Annotated in this window: 23 protein-coding genes; 8 read left to right on the top strand and 15 right to left on the bottom strand. The window is 59.8% G+C overall.

What is annotated here, in order from left to right:
• Nucleotides 1–338 precede the first annotated feature (338 nt).
• Nucleotides 339–818, top strand: coding sequence for a single-stranded DNA-binding protein (gene ssb, locus KP701_RS11695; RefSeq protein WP_141354669.1), 480 nt, complete (start codon nucleotides 339–341; stop codon nucleotides 816–818).
• Between the two features lie 101 nt (nucleotides 819–919).
• Nucleotides 920–1,222 carry a hypothetical protein gene (locus KP701_RS11690; RefSeq protein WP_141354671.1) on the top strand — a complete coding sequence of 101 codons (303 nt, stop codon included), beginning with the start codon at nucleotides 920–922 and terminating at the stop codon, nucleotides 1,220–1,222.
• Nucleotides 1,223–1,451: 229 nt separating this feature from the next.
• Here KP701_RS11690 and KP701_RS11685 read toward each other — a convergent pair whose 3' ends face one another.
• A complete protein-coding gene (locus KP701_RS11685; protein ID WP_215747319.1) occupies nucleotides 1,452–1,670 on the bottom strand; it encodes a hypothetical protein in 219 nt (72 codons plus the stop codon).
• Nucleotides 1,671–1,973: 303 nt separating this feature from the next.
• Nucleotides 1,974–2,126: a hypothetical protein gene (locus tag KP701_RS11680; protein ID WP_215747318.1), complete on the bottom strand. Its 153-nt coding sequence runs from the start codon at nucleotides 2,124–2,126 to the stop codon at nucleotides 1,974–1,976.
• Between the two features lie 265 nt (nucleotides 2,127–2,391).
• Here KP701_RS11680 and KP701_RS11675 point away from each other — a divergent pair, with 265 nt between their 5' ends.
• Nucleotides 2,392–3,048 carry a hypothetical protein gene (locus tag KP701_RS11675; RefSeq protein ID WP_215747317.1) on the top strand — a complete coding sequence of 219 codons (657 nt, stop codon included), beginning with the start codon at nucleotides 2,392–2,394 and terminating at the stop codon, nucleotides 3,046–3,048.
• Between the two features lie 92 nt (nucleotides 3,049–3,140).
• Nucleotides 3,141–3,362, top strand: coding sequence for a hypothetical protein (locus tag KP701_RS11670; RefSeq protein ID WP_141354304.1), 222 nt, complete (start codon nucleotides 3,141–3,143; stop codon nucleotides 3,360–3,362).
• Nucleotides 3,363–3,520: 158 nt separating this feature from the next.
• Here the strand turns inward: KP701_RS11670 and KP701_RS11665 are convergent, their stop codons facing one another.
• The 4 genes from KP701_RS11665 to KP701_RS11650 form a co-directional block, all read right to left on the bottom strand.
• Nucleotides 3,521–3,907 (bottom strand): hypothetical protein, encoded by a 387-nt coding sequence (locus tag KP701_RS11665; protein ID WP_215747316.1) that lies wholly within the window; start codon nucleotides 3,905–3,907, stop codon nucleotides 3,521–3,523.
• Nucleotides 3,904–4,557, bottom strand: a complete 654-nt coding sequence (locus KP701_RS11660; protein WP_215747315.1) for a hypothetical protein — start codon at nucleotides 4,555–4,557, stop codon at nucleotides 3,904–3,906. The genes KP701_RS11665 and KP701_RS11660 overlap by 4 nt, the downstream gene beginning before the upstream one ends.
• Nucleotides 4,545–5,336 carry a hypothetical protein gene (locus KP701_RS11655; RefSeq protein ID WP_215747314.1) on the bottom strand — a complete coding sequence of 264 codons (792 nt, stop codon included), beginning with the start codon at nucleotides 5,334–5,336 and terminating at the stop codon, nucleotides 4,545–4,547. Before KP701_RS11655 ends, KP701_RS11660 begins: the two co-directional genes overlap by 13 nt.
• A gap of 83 nt (nucleotides 5,337–5,419) precedes the next feature.
• Nucleotides 5,420–6,253 (bottom strand): hypothetical protein, encoded by an 834-nt coding sequence (locus KP701_RS11650; protein ID WP_215747313.1) that lies wholly within the window; start codon nucleotides 6,251–6,253, stop codon nucleotides 5,420–5,422.
• Between the two features lie 324 nt (nucleotides 6,254–6,577).
• Here KP701_RS11650 and KP701_RS11645 point away from each other — a divergent pair, with 324 nt between their 5' ends.
• The 4 genes from KP701_RS11645 to mobF all read left to right on the top strand — a co-directional run bounded on the left by KP701_RS11645 (nucleotide 6,578) and on the right by mobF (nucleotide 10,770).
• Nucleotides 6,578–6,814, top strand: coding sequence for a BrnA antitoxin family protein (locus KP701_RS11645; protein WP_228123965.1), 237 nt, complete (start codon nucleotides 6,578–6,580; stop codon nucleotides 6,812–6,814).
• Entirely contained in the window at nucleotides 6,804–7,187 is a 384-nt protein-coding gene (locus KP701_RS11640) for a type II toxin-antitoxin system PemK/MazF family toxin (RefSeq protein ID WP_215747312.1), read from the top strand. The genes KP701_RS11645 and KP701_RS11640 overlap by 11 nt, the downstream gene beginning before the upstream one ends.
• Nucleotides 7,188–7,291: 104 nt before the next feature.
• Entirely contained in the window at nucleotides 7,292–7,570 is a 279-nt protein-coding gene (locus KP701_RS11635) for a hypothetical protein (RefSeq protein WP_215747311.1), read from the top strand.
• On the top strand, nucleotides 7,567–10,770 hold the full coding sequence (gene mobF, locus KP701_RS11630; RefSeq protein ID WP_215747310.1) for a MobF family relaxase: 3,204 nt from the start codon (nucleotides 7,567–7,569) through the stop codon (nucleotides 10,768–10,770). Before KP701_RS11635 ends, mobF begins: the two co-directional genes overlap by 4 nt.
• Before the next feature lie 41 nt (nucleotides 10,771–10,811).
• On the opposite strand, the gene KP701_RS11625 is transcribed toward mobF, so the two are convergent.
• Genes KP701_RS11625 through KP701_RS11585 form a run of 9 tightly spaced genes read right to left on the bottom strand, consistent with a single transcriptional unit; the run spans nucleotide 10,812 to nucleotide 18,089 of the window.
• Nucleotides 10,812–13,061 (bottom strand): type IV secretion system DNA-binding domain-containing protein, encoded by a 2,250-nt coding sequence (locus KP701_RS11625; RefSeq protein WP_215747309.1) that lies wholly within the window; start codon nucleotides 13,059–13,061, stop codon nucleotides 10,812–10,814.
• A 2-nt stretch (nucleotides 13,062–13,063) separates the two neighbouring features.
• Nucleotides 13,064–13,444, bottom strand: coding sequence for a hypothetical protein (locus tag KP701_RS11620; RefSeq protein WP_215747308.1), 381 nt, complete (start codon nucleotides 13,442–13,444; stop codon nucleotides 13,064–13,066).
• A gap of 59 nt (nucleotides 13,445–13,503) precedes the next feature.
• Entirely contained in the window at nucleotides 13,504–13,875 is a 372-nt protein-coding gene (locus tag KP701_RS11615; protein WP_215747307.1) for a hypothetical protein, read from the bottom strand.
• On the bottom strand, nucleotides 13,872–14,120 hold the full coding sequence (gene icmT / locus KP701_RS11610) for an IcmT/TraK family protein (protein WP_010504824.1): 249 nt from the start codon (nucleotides 14,118–14,120) through the stop codon (nucleotides 13,872–13,874). Before icmT ends, KP701_RS11615 begins: the two co-directional genes overlap by 4 nt.
• On the bottom strand, nucleotides 14,120–15,235 hold the full coding sequence (locus KP701_RS11605) for a type IV pilus twitching motility protein PilT (protein WP_211591026.1): 1,116 nt from the start codon (nucleotides 15,233–15,235) through the stop codon (nucleotides 14,120–14,122). Before KP701_RS11605 ends, icmT begins: the two co-directional genes overlap by 1 nt.
• On the bottom strand, nucleotides 15,232–15,594 hold the full coding sequence (locus KP701_RS11600) for a hypothetical protein (protein ID WP_252345584.1): 363 nt from the start codon (nucleotides 15,592–15,594) through the stop codon (nucleotides 15,232–15,234). The genes KP701_RS11605 and KP701_RS11600 overlap by 4 nt, the downstream gene beginning before the upstream one ends.
• Entirely contained in the window at nucleotides 15,591–16,724 is a 1,134-nt protein-coding gene (locus KP701_RS11595; protein ID WP_215747305.1) for a hypothetical protein, read from the bottom strand. The genes KP701_RS11600 and KP701_RS11595 overlap by 4 nt, the downstream gene beginning before the upstream one ends.
• Entirely contained in the window at nucleotides 16,724–17,659 is a 936-nt protein-coding gene (locus tag KP701_RS11590; protein ID WP_215747304.1) for a type IV secretion system DotC family protein, read from the bottom strand. The genes KP701_RS11595 and KP701_RS11590 overlap by 1 nt, the downstream gene beginning before the upstream one ends.
• The gene (locus tag KP701_RS11585) at nucleotides 17,652–18,089 is read right to left on the bottom strand and encodes a DotD/TraH family lipoprotein (RefSeq protein ID WP_215747303.1); all 438 of its coding nucleotides are present in this window, start codon (nucleotides 18,087–18,089) and stop codon (nucleotides 17,652–17,654) included. Before KP701_RS11585 ends, KP701_RS11590 begins: the two co-directional genes overlap by 8 nt.
• Between the last annotated feature and the right edge of the window lies 1 nt (nucleotide 18,090).

The raw sequence follows: 18,090 nt of genomic DNA, 5'->3' as shown, positions 1-18,090 counted from the left end.
GCCTCCTTTGCTCAGGACGCTCCGGGCTTGACGGCCTGTCCCGTCGACCGTCTTGGCCGGTGGCAGGATGGGCTCAGGAAAACGCCACCTCCCTTCCACTCTCGTCGTCGTCAGTGTGCTCGCCGCACGGGCAGGATAGGTCTAGGAAAACATCAAATATAATTTCAGTAATCAACAAGTAACTATCACATTTTTACGGCTTTATTTCTTTGAAAACGGCAGTTTTCTGCCGTTTTTCGTTGACGTTCACCAAGTAAAAACCTAATATCTATTCATGGACAGAGGCAATGACGCCGAACAAGTCCAGTCGATACGTTCCCTAAGTCTTGGAGGCTCTCATGGCTGGTTCCGTTAACAAAGTCATTCTCGTTGGAAACCTTGGTATAGACCCGGAAGTTCGTCATACGCAGTCCGGGTCCAAGATCGTGAGCTTTACCCTCGCCACGTCTGACACATGGAACGACCGCCAGAGCGGCGAACGCCGTGAGCGCACCGAATGGCACCGTGTCGTCATCTTCAATGAGCGGGCTGGTGACGTCGCAGAGCGCTTCCTCCGCAAAGGCCGCAAAGTCTATATCGAAGGCGAACTCCGCACCCGTAAATGGACAGATCAGGGCGGTCAGGAGCACTACACTACAGAGGTAGTTATTGACCGTTTCCGGGGCGAGCTGGTGCTGATCGACAGCAACCGGGGCGAGGGCGGCTTTGGTGGTGGTAGCAGTGGCGGCCGGTCCGGGGGATCGTCTGGCAACGCAAACCGCAATGCGGGCTGGGACGCACCGGGCGGGGACGACCTCGATAACGAAATCCCGTTCTAGAGCGCGCCGGGAAGGACAGGGAGCCGATTGCGCCGCCCTGTCCTTCCGTTACTCCGTTAACCTCTGGTATTCATCTCCTTACTGATTCAGGAGGCATCACAGTGGACCGCACCGCTATCATCTTTCTTTTCGTGCTCCTGATGACCGGTCTGACTATCGGTCTTTACGCCTCACTGGCCAGCTATCCGCCAGCCGTGCCCGCCGCGTTTCACGCCAGCCGCCATCTGGTCCTTGCCGGGGAGACCGCAGGCCTCCTTTTGGTGTATTTTGTTGCAGGCTTTCTTCTGTATGCCATAAGCAAGGGTTACGTGACTGCTGCGAGCGCGGCCGCTGTCGCTCTCGCGCTCGGAGCAGGTGGATACGGGGTTTTCTATCTGGTCCGCACTCCGGGGCTCATCTTTTAAGGCCACCAGATAGAGCGTTCAGGAGGATCGCAATATCGCCTGAGTTTTTCCGGCCTCCTAAAGCGCCTCTCTCTGAAACATCCAGCGGCCTCCGAGCCGCTTTTTTGTTCGCTCGTCCAGTTTACTCAGGCGGACGCGCCTCGTCGGCGCGAGTTTTGATGCCCCCGACTGCTCGCCCCCCACAGGGGGGCTGCGCCAGGACAGCGAAGAAGGCTAGACTACCCCCATGTCACGACAAACCGTTATCCGCATTGGGGCTCTGGTCTTTCAGGCAGCCATTCTCATCATGATCTGGAAGGGCTTTCTGCATCCCACCCGGGGAGGTCTGCTCGTGCTTGCCGTCGGGTTTGTAGCGTTTTTGCTCACGCGGGAGTCTTCGGGCAAAAATCAGGGTCATAGGTAAAAAAAGCAAAAGAGAGATCGGGGCGGCCCTGAAGGGTTCGCTCACTCTATCTCACTAGGCTCCTGCGTCGCCAAGTTCGACCGAGCCACAGGGTCCAGCCGCCCTCAACCGGGCGTCTGGACCCTGTGGCTCGGCCCTTCCGGGTAACGGTTCACCCGCATTCTTTCCTCTGAACGAATGGTCCCGGACTGGGTGCTCGGTGCGTGAGACGGCTCCTCGTCCCTCCCGAACGGTCCTGAAGGACCGCCCGGGAGGGCCGTTCCACGACAGCGTCCTCGCATCCAGCATTCAGTCTGACAGTCGCCGTGCCAGTCCGTAAAGCCTCTCCGCGACCCTCGGCGGCAGGTGTCAGGCCCGCATCTGCTGCAGGGCCGCACGCGACCCCGCATCAGCCGCAGACCAGCCACCCTTGCTCAGGACGCTCCGGGCTTGACGGCCTGTCCCGTCGACCGTCTTGGCCGATGGCAGGATGGGCTCAGGAAAACGCCACAGTCGTTCCACTCTCGTCGCCGTCAGTGTGCTCGCCGCACGGGCAGGATGGGTCTAGGAAAACGACAGGTATTCATAAAGTAATCAAGAAATCTTTTTACTTGCCGAACAAAAATAAATCGCGCTTTATGGCGGTTTTYTGCGCTTTTTCTCTTGTCACGAAAGGCCGAAAAGGCTATCTTTTACTTGTCGAGAGGGATTGGCCCTCAAGACAAAGCGCCCCGAACGGTGTTTCGACCACCGAACGGGACTTCGCTAGACTAGAAAGGTAATTTTCATGTCCGACGCATCCAACACCATGTCCCAGAACGCTTCTCAGGGCAACTATTCCCCCGCCGCTGTTCGCCGCTTCAGTGAAGCACAGCGCCGCACCAAGGCTCTTGCCTCTCCGGGTCTCGCAGACATTCTCCGTCTCGTTCCTTCTGATGACCAGATGTCCAAGATCGTGCTCGCGTTCGGTGTCGAAGCCGGTGACGTTGACGAACTGACCGGGGCAGGGTCCAACATGGTGCGCGAGCAATACGACCTGATGTTTCCCATCCTCGTGACCCGCATCCGGGGCGAGCAGAATTTCAACGGTCTGCGGATGCACCTCGACCGCGTGGTGGATGGTCTGATCCGTTCCGCCTACGGCGCCGCAAACTTCTATGAGAACCGCCGCACAATCGCCAAGGATGCCGCAGACAGTTTCGCAAACGGCGACCGTGACGAAGACCGCATGGGCGTGGACGGTGGCGAAAACCGCGTAGACGGCTTGCGCCGCATCGCCGCCGAAAACGGCGCGAAGGCTTACGCGCTGTCCTGCGTCGCTTCTGGCGCATGTGCCGCCTATGAAGAACTCATGGGTCAGGCTTGGAAGCCCTACACCCGCGACAATGGCCGCAGCCTCTCCCGTGACGTCGCCGCCGTTCAGGCCGACGCCATGGGCTTCTAAGTCAAGCCCGCCGCGCCCACAGGGCGCGGCCTCTTCCTGTCTCTCTGCACTTCGAAGAGCGACCGGCCCCGCCCGGTCGTGGAGCCTCTCCCATGTCTCACGAACTCGCCCAATATGTCCCCGACGCCAGCGCCAAGAGCCTCCCCCTGAGAAGGCTGGAGCACCTTGCGCGTGGCTTTGCCATCGCGGACGCCCTCATGACCTTTCTGGAAAATACCCGCTTCGATTCCAGCATCGAGAAGGCCGCAGAAGACGCGCGCGCCGCAGGTGCCACCCCCGAGGAGATCCGGGCCGCCTCGAACGGCCTCGCCTGATCGGCCTCGGCCAGGTCCACACACGCAAAAGGCGGTTCCCCTGGGAGCCGCCTTTTTTGTTGTTCGGTCAGACCGCGCCAAAATGGACACAACCGCGCAAGCGCGGCTGTGAAGTATATTGCGTCAGGGCTTCGCCCTGGCGGTGCCAGCACGATAGGTCACCGCCCAAAAAACAATGGTTCGGCTAGCGGCACGAAGATCGCCAGAACGGTCAATCCTACGACAGACCAAAACAAGCCCGCATGGGCCTCAAAGTACACGAAAAGATAAAGGCCGACGCAGGAAATGGGCAGCACTCCAAAAGCGCCAACAGGAAACGCAGCAAAGCCCAGTGATGAACTGAAAATCATATGGGCACACGCGCCGCCGAGGATTGAGAGGCACCCACTTCCCCAGAGCACCAACCGGAGCGGGCTGGCGTAAATCTCCCGCAACGCGTTCGACCCGGAAACAAATCGTGCGATCGGCGCAATCCGCAAGCGGATCGCGCCGATCGCATGACCCCTGAATGACGCAAAGCCTTTCCAGACGCGCCCGAACGTCATGACCGACTGGTCCCGGTGCCCTGAGAGGGCAGCGTCAGGGGGCACCACTGCATCCCGGTCGGCTTGTCATATTGAAGGTGCTCGGAGCAGAAATGACCTCTCACGGTCTCCTCCGAGGAAACGCGGCTCCCGCTCCAGTAGCCCAGTGTCACCAGACCGGCCGCGATAACAAAGGCCATGAAAATCCGGTTCCAGCGGATCTGGCGGTAGAACAGTTCCTCGTTCTCAGGAAGGCGCTTCTTGAGAGCCTTGAACAGATCCTCTTGCTGCGCCACGACATTCTTCGTCAGCGCCTGCTCGATGTTTTTGACAATCTGCGCCACGGCCGCCGTCTGTTCCCGCTCGAGGAAAATTTCCTGTGTGCGGATCCGGCTCTCTCCAGACGCCTTGAGGCTTTCAACCTGTTCGACCCCGCGTGTCAGCTGCTCCCGGAGGTCCGCCAGTCCCGTCTCAGCAGTCCGCGAGGCCGCAGACAGTGCCTCAGCCGCCCGGTCGAACCGTGCACTGGCCAGACTGATGCCCTCAGACTGGGAAATCATGATCAGACCCAGAGGGCTGGAGGGCTCTATCCCCGCATCATGCAGGCTTGCCAGAAGGCGCTCACGCGCCTCCTGTGTGGTCGAGGGGGGGAGGCTGCTTACGGCAGCCATTCGGCCACGCCTTCTTCCTTGATATTGTGCTCGAATGCTTCAAGCCATTTGACGGTCATGTGCTTCCAGAGCGGATTGACCATGGTGCCGTCAGCCTTCGGCTTGTCCGCCACCACGTCAAAGACGTTCATGTCATCACCCTCCAGATACTTCATGCATGTCAGAGCAGGGAAGACGATCGGGCGCACACCTGCTGCCTCCATTTCTGCCAGTCGCGGATCTTCTTTGAGCCACAGAAAGGGATCGATAGATCGGGACGACGAACGGAAAAGACCCTCGTTCAGGAAGAGGATTGAATCGCCGCCCCTGAAAGCCCCAGACTCCCAGATGCGATAGACGTGATCGAAATCGTCCCGCTCCGGACCGGTGAAATATGCGAAAGTCGGATTGACGCCATTGGCTTTCAGAAAGTCCGCCAGATGGGATTCTGCTGCCAGCTCTTCACTGACCCGGTCACCGCCGCCCATATCGATCGCGAGGGAAGCATTGTGTTCGAGTGCCTGCGCGAGTGTGTTGGCCAGCCAGAGCTTGCTCCCTTCCAGTTCCGCGTTGGCCGGGCGTTTGACGCCGTGCTTGCCTTCGGGTGGAAACAGCTTGGACAGCATCGGGTTATTCGGATCGCCATCCGCTGCCAAAACGTCCCGGCCTGCCTGAATGGCCCAAAAGATGAAAATGGCGAGCGCGAGGCTCCCACCGCTTCGGCCCCGAGCGATACGCCAGACGGCGCGCCGCCGTGGGGGCTCTTTCTTAACCGGTGGCGTTGTGGGCTTTTCTGCCATGGTGCCTGTGTCTCCTGATGTTGCGGGGAAGTCTCCCGTCCCAGAAGAGTCTCACAGGTCTATGTGAGTGCGGTTCATCCGGATCAGTACAGGTTCGGAATGCAGCTTTTGGCGCCACGCATGACGAACTTTTCTTCCGGCGTCATCGTCAGGTTTGTCGGATGACGATGACGCAGAAGAAGGCCCACGTCCCGCAGCCAGTTTTTCTCGTATTCGTAGTTTCGCTTGCTGGGATATCCCGGCAGATCGCCGCCATACTGCCATGCATTGCCTGTCGCACGATTGATATCCCCTTTGCGAACAGGCGGAAGCTTGGGATCGACTGGCAGGTAAGCACGACGCGAAACGCCTTCGAGCACCGGAAGGTCCAGCGTGATGAACTCTGATGGATCAGAGGGCTCAATCTCGCTCTGCTGTGCGCTCGCGGCGAGTTGCTGGGCGCGCTCCTGACGCTGGACTGCCGCCCTGGCATGAGCCTCCTGCACTTCAATCCGTTGGGCTGTGGCATAGCTCTGAGCCCGGTCTGCCTCCTGCATCCTCTGGGACAATGCTCCAGCCTCAACCGCTTCGGCATCCCGGCTCGCCTTCGCAGCCTCGCGGGCTGCTTTCTTTTCGTCAGCCAGTCGCTCTGCGGCCGCGGCTGCATCGGCATGACGCTGTCTGCGGGCCTCGAGCGTCTTGCCGACCCGGTTCCAGAGCAACTTGGCGCATCCTACAGACGGCGCTTCACCCTTCGCGTTCGTCAGGCCGACTTCGGCAAACCACGTGCATAGAGCCTTCCAGTTCAGACGCCGACCATCGAGAGTCGTCAGAAGCTCATCGCGGTGCGCTTCCATCCAGACACGCAGAGACGTCGCACCAGACGCGCTTTCAAGCGCTCCGAGTGCTCCCTCAATTCCGATGCTGGCGGCAGTCATGTGTGTCCTCACAGGGGCTTGCTGACGCTTCTACTGGCGTCTGAGTTGCACTCTAGAACGATATCGCCTCGGTATCAACAGATATCGCTTCGCTATCGCGTCGGTATCAAGAGAGTATCACAAGAGTATCAGTCTTTTTCTTTTTCCATACACAAATGCAAACTTTCAGTTTGCGCTTCGCGCCACCCTGCGGGTGTTACATCCGGCGGAGCCGGGGCGGGCCGAAGCCGAAGACATCTCGGCGCATTCTGCCCTGCCAAATATGTTGTTTTGCACTACAGAACTGCGCTACGTTAACGACGTTCTGAATGTATGGAGTGTGTCATGGCATCCCCCCTTTCGATCCGTCTGGACGAGCGGCTGCGCACTGACCTGGAGCAGGAAGCAACGGCGCGCGGTATCCCTCTGAGCCAGCTCATTCGTGATCTTCTGGAGACAGGGGCAAAGAGTGCGCGCCGAGACCGTATCCGCAGGGACAGTGCGCGTGTTGCCCGCTACGTCGCTGCAACGCCTTCCGCCCAAGCACTTTTTGAAGAGGCTGGCGGAACCCATGGCGCCTGATCGGCCGGTCGCTATGGCAGCGATTTTCTCGCCTGGAGACATTGTTCTGGCGGACTGGCGCGGAGATGCGCTGCCGAAGGAGCCCAACAAGCGTCGGCCGGCTGTTGTTGTCGAAGACGACCTCTTTCCGCCTGAGTGGCCGAACGTGATGCTCGTGCCGCTGACCGACGATGAGAACCTCGTCATTCCGGATCTGGCGGTACGGATCGACCCAACAGCTGATAACGGCTGCACCAAACCTTGTTGGGCAGTCAGTGCTCTGCTTACCACCACATCCAAGCAACGTGTCACCGTGACAGGCAGCAAGGTGAGATCCGATCAGCTTGCTGCCATCAGACGTCAGATTGCGCTTCTGGTGGGATGCGACGGCTAGGCAGATAGTCTCTGAGACGATGTGGGCTCAGAGCGACAGTTTTTGTCGGCGAGCACTCACAACCACCTCGAGCAAAATGTCTCCTTTGCCCACGGAGACGATGCATGCCAGACGAAAACGTATTTGACCTCCCGCAACCGGTAGATCGCGAAGCGCCGTTTCAGCTCCTCGTTTTGCAACGGCTGGATCAGATCGGGGAGACGCTCGCCCAAATCCACCAGATGGTCAGCCCTCCAGAGAAAGCAGAAGAAGGCGAGGGCCTGGTCGAGGTCGTCGCGCGCATGGCCCAGGCCATGGAACAGCAGGGTGCCGCCCTTGAGACAATCTCGGCGCAGCTTGGCCGGCTTGAAGCTTCCACCTTCTCTGCGCCGGTTGGAAGATGATCACTTACCGGAAGATTTCTGCGGCAGGTGCCGGCAAGCTGATCGTCGCCTATCTGAGAGAGAATCAGTCCGAGCCGGAGAAGGATGCCCGCTTTGAACGGGAGCGGAGTGATCCGACCCGTGATACAGGTGACAGGCTGACAACCTACTATACCGGACGTGATGGGCGGGGAATGTGGTCGCCAGATATGGGCCCCCGGATCGCTGATGCGCTAGGCATTGACGTCATGAAGGTGCCGACAGACCAGGCGCTGGCCAATCTGTTCGAAGCGAAGCGTGCTGACACGGGTGAGAAATGGGCCAACACCGGCCGGAAACGTGAGCACTCAGCCATCGACTTCACAGCGTCCCCCGATAAATCAGTGACGCTTGCCGCTGAATTTGCGTCGACGGCTGCCGAGCGGGCTCTCATCTGGAGCGCAATTCACAAGGCCAACGACAAGGCTATGGCGTTTATTGCCAAAGAGGTTGGCGTGGCGCGCAGAGGGTCAGGAAAGACAGCCACGCTGGAACGGGGGGAAGTCGCGTGGGTATCGTTCCGGCACTACACGGCACGACCGGTCATGAAGATTCAGGATGGCGCAAAAGGCCCCACGGCGGCGGTGGAAGTTCCGGTGCCGGGGGATCCACAGGCGCATATTCACAATCTGCTTTTGAATGCCGTAGCGACCGAAAGCGGCCATTTGGGTTCGCTGGACAGTGCTCGCATTACCAGTGCGACGTCTTTCATGTTCGGGGCGTATTTCCAGGCGGAACTTGCAAGCGAACTTCGCAAGCTCGGTATCGCGGTGCATGTCGACGAGAGCGGCCGCGCAATCGCGATTGATAGTGTGCCGCGAGAAGCCTGTGAGCTTTTTTCAAAGCGGCATTCCCAGGCGGAGAAAATGGGAAAAGCCTATGCCAAACGGCAGGGCCTGGACTGGAACGATCTGTCGGCCGAGCGGAAGTTTTCAATCCTTCACAACGCAAATCTCGCTTACCGCTCAAAGAAGTACAATGGCAGCAACGACAGGGAGTTCTGGCTTGAGCAGGCTCACGACATCGGGTGGTATCACGATACTGTCCTGACCAATGAGAAGGTCCAGCCATTAGGGCGCGCTGAGCGCTACGAACTGGCTTATGCGATTGCGGCGAAGAAATTGGCTGAGGAATTTCGGACAGCTGCTGTTCTCGACCGGGACACGTTCCGGACCCATGCCGCACGGGGTCTCATTGCGGCTGGCATTGAAGGCACGCAGGACGTCGAGCGGATCGCCGATCTGATCCAGGAGCGTGGCATTGAGATCGACGGTCAACAGGTCCGCTTTCTGGAGCGCGAGCAGGACGGCCGCCTCCGGGTCGCGACAAGCGCCCAGATCGCGCTCGAAAAGGACATGGCCCGTCTTGCCGGGTTGTCGTCGCGAACGCGAGACGGCGCGCTCAGTGACGAGCAGATCGCCGCAGCCGTCGCCCGGTCGGGTCTCGACTTCACGCGCGAGCCCGCACACGGCGCGGCGCAGCTTGCGGCTATCAACGCGCTTGGTCAGGCGGGCGGTCTGGGCTTTCTGATCGGTGTTGCTGGCTCCGGCAAAACGACACTTCTGAAGCCTCTGGTCGACGCCTGGCAGGAGGATGGTCGCACCGTCATTGGCGCGGCCATTGCCTGGCGTCAGGCCGATGCGCTGAAGGATGCGGGCATTTCCCAGACCTACGCGATGACTCCCCTTCTGGACGGTCTGGCGCAGGGAAAGATTGTCCTCGATCGCCAGTCTGTTCTTGTCCTTGATGAAGTCAGTCAGGTCTCCCCGCGTCAGCTGCTTGAGATCCTTCAGCTTCAGCAGGAAAAAGGTTTTGCCCTTCGGGTGGTGGGCGACCGGGAACAGGCCCAGGCGATTGAGGCTGGTGACGCTGTGGAACTGCTTTTGCGGGTTATGCCCAAAGAAGCGCGCCCGGAGCTGTTGAGCACGATCCGCCAGAAGTCCGCGCGTGGTCGGCAGATCGCCAGCATGTTCCGCAGTCCCGGCCGCGACCTGAGCCAGACCGAGGACGAACAGAAGAAAGCCGACATTGCCCGGGCGCGTGAAGCCATCGACATGAAGCGCAAGGACGGCACGATCCGACTTGTGGGGGGCGACCATGACCAGGTCGTTGAGCAGATCGCTGACCTGTATCTTCGACGTCGCGACATGCTGACGCAGGCCGGATCGGAGCGGGGTATCACCATGTCCGCGCCGACAAACGAAGACGTCATGGATCTCAGCCGTGCCGTTCGCGACCGGCTGCGCAAGCGTGGCGAGATCGGGCAGGCGGAGATCGTCAAGGCGGCCATCGATCAGCGTGGCGTCACCTATGAGCTGCCTCTCGCTGTTGGCGACCGGGTTCGGTTGTTTTCGAAAACCAGCGTCCGGGTGGAGACTGCGCATGGGCGTCGCTGGCGTGATCTGGGTTCGAATGGCGACTTCACGACCGTCAAAGGCTGGTCCGATGAGGGGCTGGTGTTACAGAATGCGAAGGGACGGGAAGGGCTCGTACCCTGGACCCGGCTGGCCGACCCGAAGACCGGACGCGTTCGACTGGGCTTTGGTCATGCCATGACGGTCGATGCGGCGCAGGGTGTGACGTCCGATGAGCATATCAACGCCATGCCGCGTGGATCTTCGGCCATGACCGGCTTTACGTCCTATGTCGCTGAAAGCCGGCATGTTCATCGGTGTTGGACAGCTGTGTCGGAAGGATCTCTCCGGGAGGCCGAGACGTTTTCGCGGGCTTTGGGTGATATCCGGCCGGTGACGGTCAACGATCTGTATGACCGTCTGGCATCTGACATGGGGCGACATCCCTACAAGTCGCTGGCCGTCGATCTGGCAAAAGCCCGCCTGGCGCACGAAGAAGCCAATACGCGCTGGATCCGGCAGAACCACGTCAATGAGCGCAACCGGCAGAAGGGGCAGTCACCGGGTGGTCAGGTGCGCCGACATATTGAGGAAGCCCCGATCCGGGATGTCCCGCGTGCGCAGTGGGATGATGTCAGTCGCAAACTGCGCAAGGCCGGCTATGCCGCGCAGGATGCCCTGAATGCAGCGCGGAGGGTTGAGGACCTGCAGGAACGGCGGCGGGCGCAGCAGGCCGAAGACCGGCTGCAGCAAGCTCGCGCGGCTGCACAGGCAGAAGAGCGGGAGCGCGATCGCACGCGGGTTCGTGGCACAGGACGCGGGATGTAGGTTCGAAGACGGAGGCGGCATGGGACATGCCGCCTCAGGTGCTATGCGAGTTCTTTGCCACGCGCATAGAGATTCAGGGCGTGCGTGACTGCCTCGACGGCCGCACGCTCATCCAGTCCAAGGGCCGTCTCGAACGTCACCAGCTCGGTCAGGAGTGCTTTGTCCAGATCCGCATGAAGCGGTTCCGTTGTACGGGGCAACTGAGCGGACGGAGGAACGAGGGTCTCAAACAGCTTTGCGAACGGCTTTTCTTCTGCCGATGTCTCATTGGGGAAGAGCAGGTTCAGGAGTTCCTGGGCGTCCTGTAGGGGCGTGCCTTCCGTATTGAGAACGACGCCGAGCCGCTGATACAGCTCTCCCAAGACTCCGGTTAACGGCCGGAGATCACCCTTTTCGATCCGATCGCGCCCTTCCTGAAGACGCCGAGCCACGTCATCTGCTTCTGTAGCCGGTTCCTTCGATACAGGGGCTTCAAGAGCGGGAGCCGCCGAAACTGTGGGGAACACCCTGTTCACGCCCTCTGGCTTGATGCCGGCATAGAACAATCGCGTGTAGATGCGCTTTCCTCGGAAGAGAATGATGGCCTGCCCCTGTCGAAGGTTCTGCACATCGCTCCAGGAGATCCGCTTCACGTCCCGGATGTCTGCGCGCTGCTGGTCTGCATAGACGCCCAGAGGGTTGGAACTGTCGAAGCCGGGGAGGACGCTGACAGGCATCGTTCCACCTGACTGTTCGATCCACTCCCGGGTTGGACCAGAATCCTCGATATTTTCAAAGATCTTCAGCTTGGGGTTGCCAAGAAGCGGAACGGTCAAATCCTTACCGAGCGTGGCGTAGAGAGTGCCCACTTCCTGAAACGAGATCAGCAGGGAAATGTTCAGCTCGCGACCCAACGCCATCATTGCGTCGATCCCGCGTGTCGCGAACTGACCGACTTCGTCCAGAACCAGAGGATAAGGCACCGTCGAGGACGACGCGCGATTCACGACGCGGTCCTCATAGTCGCCCTCAATCGAGGTGCCGAGTGCTGCTGCCAGCGCGTAACGCAGCGCCGTGATGACGGCCTTGCCCAGGGCGGCGTTCGTGTCCGGGTGGTTTTCGAGCGAGGGGAGAAGAACGACCAGGATGCGCCGATTGAAGATGACGTCCCGGAAGTCCACATCACCGATATTGCACCGGAAGATATGCCCCAGCGTGGAACTCATCTGGGTAAAGGTTTTGCCGAAGCCACCCACCACATAGGAATGCTGCTCGCGAACCTTGTCCTGGTCTCCCACGCTTTTGGTGTTCGAAAAGCCGCCCGTCTCCGTCACGTAGTCGCGGACCGGGTTCAGCAGGGTCCGGTCAAATTCTGGCGGAAGCTCGATTGTTCGCGTCTCAGCTGCATCCGCATCATAGTAGGTGAAGATCTGATCCTGGTAGAGATCGCGCAGTTTCACGATGTCAGAGAACATCGTGCGGATCGTCTCGGACATGATCGGAATGCCAAGGTTGTCCCGGACCCAGACGAAGACATAGGACATGCCGCGAATAAGCGCTTCGGCCCTGTCGCGGAAATGCGCGGAGTTACCCCCTCCGCCTTTTTTGTCTTCCGGCAGAAAGAGCGTGAGCAGAAGCTCGGTCATGCCCTCAGCATTGACAGAGGAAAAGGGGTTCCAGGTGTTGGTCTTCCTGTCGCCGGCTGACACCATCATATTGATGAAGCGCAGGTCTGCCTCTCGGCCCCACCGTCTCGCCATGGCTGCAACGGAGAAGGCAAGGTTGTTTGAGGCTTTGCCGTCGACAATCGTAAACCCGCCGCCCTGTGCCAGGGCATTGCACAGAAGACTATAAATGAACTGCGTTTTGCCGGACCCGGTTGAGCCGGGCAGAATGGCATGCATCGTCATATCATTGCCGGACAGCCAGACCTGTTGGGCCGTGACTTCATCCCAGCCTATCAGCCAGTCTCCAGAAGGGTTGCCCGGGATTTCGACGCCAGGCCGCTTTGGGTCCGGCTGAGGATTGCCGTAGTCCTTTCCCTTCGCGTTGGCCGGCAAGCGCAGAGGCAACGTCACCGGCCGGGTCAGGACATAGCCGGCATAGGCGACGGCCAATGGTACGATGGCGGTTGTCAGTGCGGGAACAGTGACGGCCACGCCGGCTATTGCAACGAGCCCGATGGACGAGAACCCGGATCGCAGGATTTCCGCGACCTTGTGAGGGACGCTTCGGGTGTCGCGGAATGCCAGCCCACCCTTTTGTTCGTGAAAATCCTGCGGACCGTCTATACGGCGTCTGATCGTCGCCATGATTATTCCAGCCCGAACGCTGTGTTGGGTACCGGGGCGGCTTCAGGCGCGGCGGGGATGGAACGGCGTGCCGCGGATTCAGGGGCGCGGAGTAGCGGCATCTGCAAGGTGTCGGCTGTATGGGGACCACTGCTTTTCGCGGGCGACCACAGCCGGTGGCCAACGACGGTACCGACAACAATCAGACAGACGCCAGCGATCATCGGGAGGGGGATGCGTCTGGCTCTTTGTGGTTGCCGTTCAGTGGCGATCTCTTCTGCCGGGAGGGGGCGCGGACTGTCAGCCCCCTCTGAAAGCGTGTCGTGGTCGAGAACGATGATGGTCCGTTCCCCTTCACGACGAATAGAAACAGACTGTGTCTCAGGTGGAACGGAAATGATCATCGCGGACCTCAGCAAGTTAGACGCCTGTGCAGTATCTGACAGGCGTTTGTGAGTGCGGATCAGCCCGTGACCGTTTGTGTGTAGGTCGTCAGAGCTTCGAGGGTGATGCGTCCTTCAGCATCGGCAATGGTTCTGAGCACAGCGTTGAGTGCCAGAAGAGTGATCGACAGCGGGACATGGTAGAGCCCGGTCAGTGTGTAGCCCGTCACGCTTAGTGTGTCTGGCTCGAGCTTGAGGCCGAAGCCGGCTCCTCTTGCTTCAGATCTCCAGAACTCCTCAGCGAGCCGGAGCAATACCGGCAGAAGCACGTTTGTCTGGGCAACACGCCACGCCGGCAGAGCACCCACACCTGGGATGCCCGTCTCGAAGCGGTATCCCTGCGTCTCAATCAGGGTCGTGCAGCACCGCACCAGGTCATCAAGATCGCTCATGCGTAATCACGCTTTTTCCAGGAGGGAAGACGAGGGCGAACCGGGCCACACAGGATGACCCGGAGCATGCGCACGGCTACGGGAAGCGTCAGTCCGAGCCATGCCAGCACGCTGAAGAACAGAACCCCGATAATGGCGAGGATAAACGTCCATTCGCGCATGTGAGCGATCCATAGAGCGAATGGCGCAAGCGCACGGGCGTCGATAATGAGAAGGCGGACCGGGTCTGCGGTAAAGCGCCACATCAGTTTTCTTCCTTCATGGCAGCGGCGGCGACAGCTTCTGTGATTCTGCCCTGCTTCACAGCCGCAGCGATGGATTGAGCGAAAGTCTGTCCGTGCTCTTCGACAGCGGCCTGCGTGATGTTTGGCCAGCGATCCCGGGGTGCGTCCAGAAGGCGGGTGCGAATGGCACGGGTCACAGGCAGGAACTCCCGAATGGGTGTCCTTTTGCCGTCGGTCGACTTCAGCAGCCTCTGGTTCACCAGAAGACGGAGGTTCTCGACGAACGAAATTGTCAGGCTGTCCCGCTGATCAGCGGGGCAGAGCGCCTGAACACGTCGGACAGTGGAAGAGCAGCTGTTCGTATGAATAGAACTCAGGAGGCGATGGCCGGAGATCCCGGCCTGGATCGAGGCCTCCATGGTTTCGGGGTCCCGGCACTCGCCCACGACGATGTCGGTTGGCTCCCGACGCATGGACGCGCGGACAAATTCGGAAAAACTCCGGAGGTTGCGGGGAATCTCAAGTTGCGTGACCGCGGAATTGCGTCGTTCGACGCGATCATAGAGGATCTCAAGGGGGGCTGAAGCTTCGATCAGGTTGCAGTGAATATCCGGGTTTTCAAGCCGGGCCCTGTTAATGCCGCCAATCAGCGTCGATTTTCCCGAGCCTGTGGCGCCACAGATCAGGAAAATGCCGTACTCTCCATGGAGCGCGTCCAGGAGTTGCGGCTCGACCTGCTGATCCTCTAATGGGCGCGGGATATCAACCAGAGGTCGGAAGGTCACCGAAATGCCTGAATCCGCACCGACCTGAGAACTGAGTGCATTCAGGCGAAAGGGGTAACGTCTTTTTTTGCGATCAGGCCAGATTGTATGCCCGACATCGATCGGATCGCCGTTTTTGAGGTTGGTCACTCCCGTCGCGGAGCGAAAGATATAGTTGACGGCGTCCTCGACTTCCCCCGGCAGACTGGCATCACGTGTGACCTGATGGTTTTCACCGTGGATGCGCACCATGACGGGCATGTCTGACTGGATTTCGACCCGGGAGCATTCGGCTTCGGAACACCAGATCAGGAACTGGTCCAGCGTATTGCCCCGTAAAGGCTCACCATCGTGCGGCCAGAACATGCTCATCGTGCCTTGTTCCCAAGACGGTTCAGTGTTTCGAACTCATGGATCACTCTCTGGTGGGTCCGGACCAGATCCTTGGGAAAGCGCTCGCGGTCTTCTCCGGGTGACACCCCACCCAGCAGCGCGTCCATGTAACGCGAAATTGGTTCAAGAAGGGACACAGGAGCCGTGGACACGTCATACCCGTAAAAGGTCTTGCGAGACGCTGCATGTTCGAGCTGGACAAGCGTCAGTGTCATCGCACGATCGAGCTGAAGGGCTGGTACGGCATAATGCTCTGCGACCCAGTCCCGGAGGGTGTAAGCCGCAATGCGCGCACGGATGAAATCAGGCATAAGGCTAAAAATTACGGAATCAGTCATGGTGTGCCGAAGGTCTTGAGAAGGCTGGAGATCTGGGGTGTCGTCAGCGGGCGTCCGGCAAGGCACTCTGCTTTCCAGTGTGCCAGTGCTGCTGCCGCTTCCGGGCAGGCGGCAATCGCCATGACATAAGGTGGGAGTCCGTCACGCGGATAGGACGCTGCGGAGAGAACGAGCCAGAGGTCGCGGTCCAGGAACTGGATGGCTGCGAAAAGCCCTGGGTTGACGACGCCGGCTTTGAGCCGTGCTTCCTGCAATAGCGTAAGGAGTGCTGGTCGACTGAATGCATGCCGACCCGTCAACTGCAACGTCGCGTTGAAATCGCTGCGGCTTAGCTGTCGATCCAGCTTTCGCAGGAACCGGGCTGAGACACGTTTTGAAGACGTGGGAGGACCATTTTTCAGGGTGCCTTTAAGTTCCAGCGACAGCTCTTCCAGAACAGCCTGAGCTTGATTTTTCTTCCTTTGTATAAAAAGAGAAAAGGCCACAAAGAGACACTTTTCTGCTGGCGTGGCATTTGTGGGGCCATCCCACGTGTTGCCAAGCTGCGCCTCCAGGGCTTGAAACGCAGCATCTCGCAGTTCTTCAGGAGAGTTGCCTCGCACGTATCGTGCGCGCCATTCTTCAAGGTTCAGCGCAGGATCGAGAGGTGCCAATGGCGCTTCCGGAGGTGAGGGGCGCACCAGCTTTAGTCCTTTGCCAAGCCACGCTGCGCCCAAGGGATGGATCTCCGCGAGTGCTTTCTGCATGCCCTCGAGACCGAACCGTTTGCGGTGACGTTCCAGCGGCGCGCGGGTCAGACAGAGGGCGGCGAGAATGACAAGCAGAACAAGAGCGGGCCATCGGAGCACTGACCCTGTCAGCGTGCAGAGTTCCCAAAGTGTCGATGCAGAGACACGCTCAGGGACGGCGTCCCCAAGATTGACAAGAACCGCATCATAACGGTGCGTGAACAGTCCAATCAGCCTCAGCTCATAGCCCTGCACGAAGAGGACGGCTTCGACGATCTGGGTATGGAACTTCAACCAGAGCAGGAACGAAAACAGAGCGATTCCGACGCAGACGCCGATCAGCAGGCTGGCAATGCGCTCGGGATCGTGGGATCGCGTGTTGGGAGCCGGGTTAACTGGCATTACTGGCCTCCTTCTGAAACGTGCCAGTGCGCGCGGTTCGCATCGAGACCAGGCTGACTGCGGATGCGAAGCTCCCGGTCATCAAGACGCATCAGATCTGCTCCGCCCTGTACGTCGCGGTGCAGCTGGGAAACCTCCGGGGCTGCCACCTTTCCGGCCCTTAACAGAACCCTGTAACGGGCCATGCCCATGACATCGCGTTCCATGCGCGACAGATCATCGAGAAAGATCTCGACTGCCTGCCGTTGTCCGGCTGCCCAGCCATAAGCCACCCCGGATCTCCACACCTCAACTTCATGCGGTGTGCGTGGCCGGACCGCGTCGGCTGGCGGGGAAGGGGGGGAGACAGTGCGTACAAGCCATGTGCGCCATTGCGGTACTGCCGTCACAAGCTGCGCGCGGCGCGTAATCTGATAAATCGTGCCTGTTTCACGAGCTGTCTGGCCACTTGGATCGAGAGCGACCGCCATTTGCGCCTCTGTGACAACGGGCGGCCGGATAAGGGTCTGACCGTTGCCGGCGGGAAGCACCAGAGTGCGGAAATCCACCTTTTGGTCCAGAACATGGGAATATCGGCGCAGGAGTTCATTGATCGCGTAGGACTCTGCGGCCCGTCCGCCCTGGGCGCCATAGGCCCACGCCGCACTGCGCACGGCACTGTCGCGCCCATTCCCGCTTTCCTGTTTGGGAGAGTAGCCGGGACGCACGGTCATCATCGCTTCGAGCGATGACGGCCTGTCCACGTCAGGGATGTCCGGGGCTTCGGCTGCACCGGTGACAGGCGTGTCGATTGCATTGCCCGCTTCCGGGTTGCCGTCGGGTATCTCCGGGACAGGAAGATCCTGAGGGGGCTCGGCGTGTGCAGAGGCGTTGTACGCACAGAGTGATGCCGCAAGAAGGGCTGCCCGACAGGCAGAGTGCCGAGGCTTACGCATTCCAGGAAATCCTTATGACGTGGTGAGGGATATCAACCCAGATGTCGGCATGACCGGATGATGCGGCAGCCATCTCGTCCAGAAGGCGACCGAGCGTGGTCGTCTTCTGATCCACTTCTATGATCGGCGGTGAAGCGCATGGCGGGATATCGGTCTGGTAGCCGACCTGTGTAGCGACCAGCCGGACGCCTTCATCGAGTGGTCCCTGCCAGTGCCATCTGACGGGTCGGTTCATCTCGGCCGGAAGAACAGAGCCCGCCCGTACCAAAGGAAAACGGACGGCACCAATCTGGTCGAGTGCGGACAGAATGTGATTCATGTCCTGATCGTATGGATGCACAGGCGGCTGGGTCTGTTCGCTGCAGGCACAGAGTCCTGACAGCAGCAGAAGGGTAAGGCCGAAGGGTCGGCAGAGAGGGATTTGCCACATG

The organism is Gluconobacter sp. P1C6_b (assembly GCF_018811945.1).
Lineage (GTDB): Bacteria > Pseudomonadota > Alphaproteobacteria > Acetobacterales > Acetobacteraceae > Gluconobacter.
This window is presented reverse-complemented; position numbering and strand designations above follow the sequence as displayed.

What these genes read in the sequence shown, in the direction of transcription:
- KP701_RS11640 (WP_215747312.1), top strand. Translation starts at nt 6,804, where the DNA reads ATGGCGCCTGATCGGCCGGTCGCTATGGCAGCGATTTTCTCGCCTGGA.
- KP701_RS11590 (WP_215747304.1), bottom strand. Translation starts at nt 17,659, where the DNA reads ATGCGTAAGCCTCGGCACTCTGCCTGTCGGGCAGCCCTTCTTGCGGCA.
- KP701_RS11605 (WP_211591026.1), bottom strand. Translation starts at nt 15,235, where the DNA reads ATGAGCATGTTCTGGCCGCACGATGGTGAGCCTTTACGGGGCAATACG.
- KP701_RS11645 (WP_228123965.1), top strand. Translation starts at nt 6,578, where the DNA reads ATGGCATCCCCCCTTTCGATCCGTCTGGACGAGCGGCTGCGCACTGAC.
- KP701_RS11670 (WP_141354304.1), top strand. Translation starts at nt 3,141, where the DNA reads ATGTCTCACGAACTCGCCCAATATGTCCCCGACGCCAGCGCCAAGAGC.
- KP701_RS11600 (WP_252345584.1), bottom strand. Translation starts at nt 15,594, where the DNA reads ATGACTGATTCCGTAATTTTTAGCCTTATGCCTGATTTCATCCGTGCG.
- KP701_RS11595 (WP_215747305.1), bottom strand. Translation starts at nt 16,724, where the DNA reads ATGCCAGTTAACCCGGCTCCCAACACGCGATCCCACGATCCCGAGCGC.
- KP701_RS11655 (WP_215747314.1), bottom strand. Translation starts at nt 5,336, where the DNA reads ATGGCAGAAAAGCCCACAACGCCACCGGTTAAGAAAGAGCCCCCACGG.
- KP701_RS11585 (WP_215747303.1), bottom strand. Translation starts at nt 18,089, where the DNA reads ATGTGGCAAATCCCTCTCTGCCGACCCTTCGGCCTTACCCTTCTGCTG.
- KP701_RS11675 (WP_215747317.1), top strand. Translation starts at nt 2,392, where the DNA reads ATGTCCGACGCATCCAACACCATGTCCCAGAACGCTTCTCAGGGCAAC.
- KP701_RS11665 (WP_215747316.1), bottom strand. Translation starts at nt 3,907, where the DNA reads ATGACGTTCGGGCGCGTCTGGAAAGGCTTTGCGTCATTCAGGGGTCAT.
- ssb (WP_141354669.1), top strand. Translation starts at nt 339, where the DNA reads ATGGCTGGTTCCGTTAACAAAGTCATTCTCGTTGGAAACCTTGGTATA.
- KP701_RS11620 (WP_215747308.1), bottom strand. Translation starts at nt 13,444, where the DNA reads ATGATCATTTCCGTTCCACCTGAGACACAGTCTGTTTCTATTCGTCGT.
- KP701_RS11635 (WP_215747311.1), top strand. Translation starts at nt 7,292, where the DNA reads ATGCCAGACGAAAACGTATTTGACCTCCCGCAACCGGTAGATCGCGAA.
- mobF (WP_215747310.1), top strand. Translation starts at nt 7,567, where the DNA reads ATGATCACTTACCGGAAGATTTCTGCGGCAGGTGCCGGCAAGCTGATC.
- KP701_RS11660 (WP_215747315.1), bottom strand. Translation starts at nt 4,557, where the DNA reads ATGGCTGCCGTAAGCAGCCTCCCCCCCTCGACCACACAGGAGGCGCGT.
- icmT (WP_010504824.1), bottom strand. Translation starts at nt 14,120, where the DNA reads ATGTGGCGCTTTACCGCAGACCCGGTCCGCCTTCTCATTATCGACGCC.
- KP701_RS11625 (WP_215747309.1), bottom strand. Translation starts at nt 13,061, where the DNA reads ATGGCGACGATCAGACGCCGTATAGACGGTCCGCAGGATTTTCACGAA.
- KP701_RS11615 (WP_215747307.1), bottom strand. Translation starts at nt 13,875, where the DNA reads ATGAGCGATCTTGATGACCTGGTGCGGTGCTGCACGACCCTGATTGAG.
- KP701_RS11650 (WP_215747313.1), bottom strand. Translation starts at nt 6,253, where the DNA reads ATGACTGCCGCCAGCATCGGAATTGAGGGAGCACTCGGAGCGCTTGAA.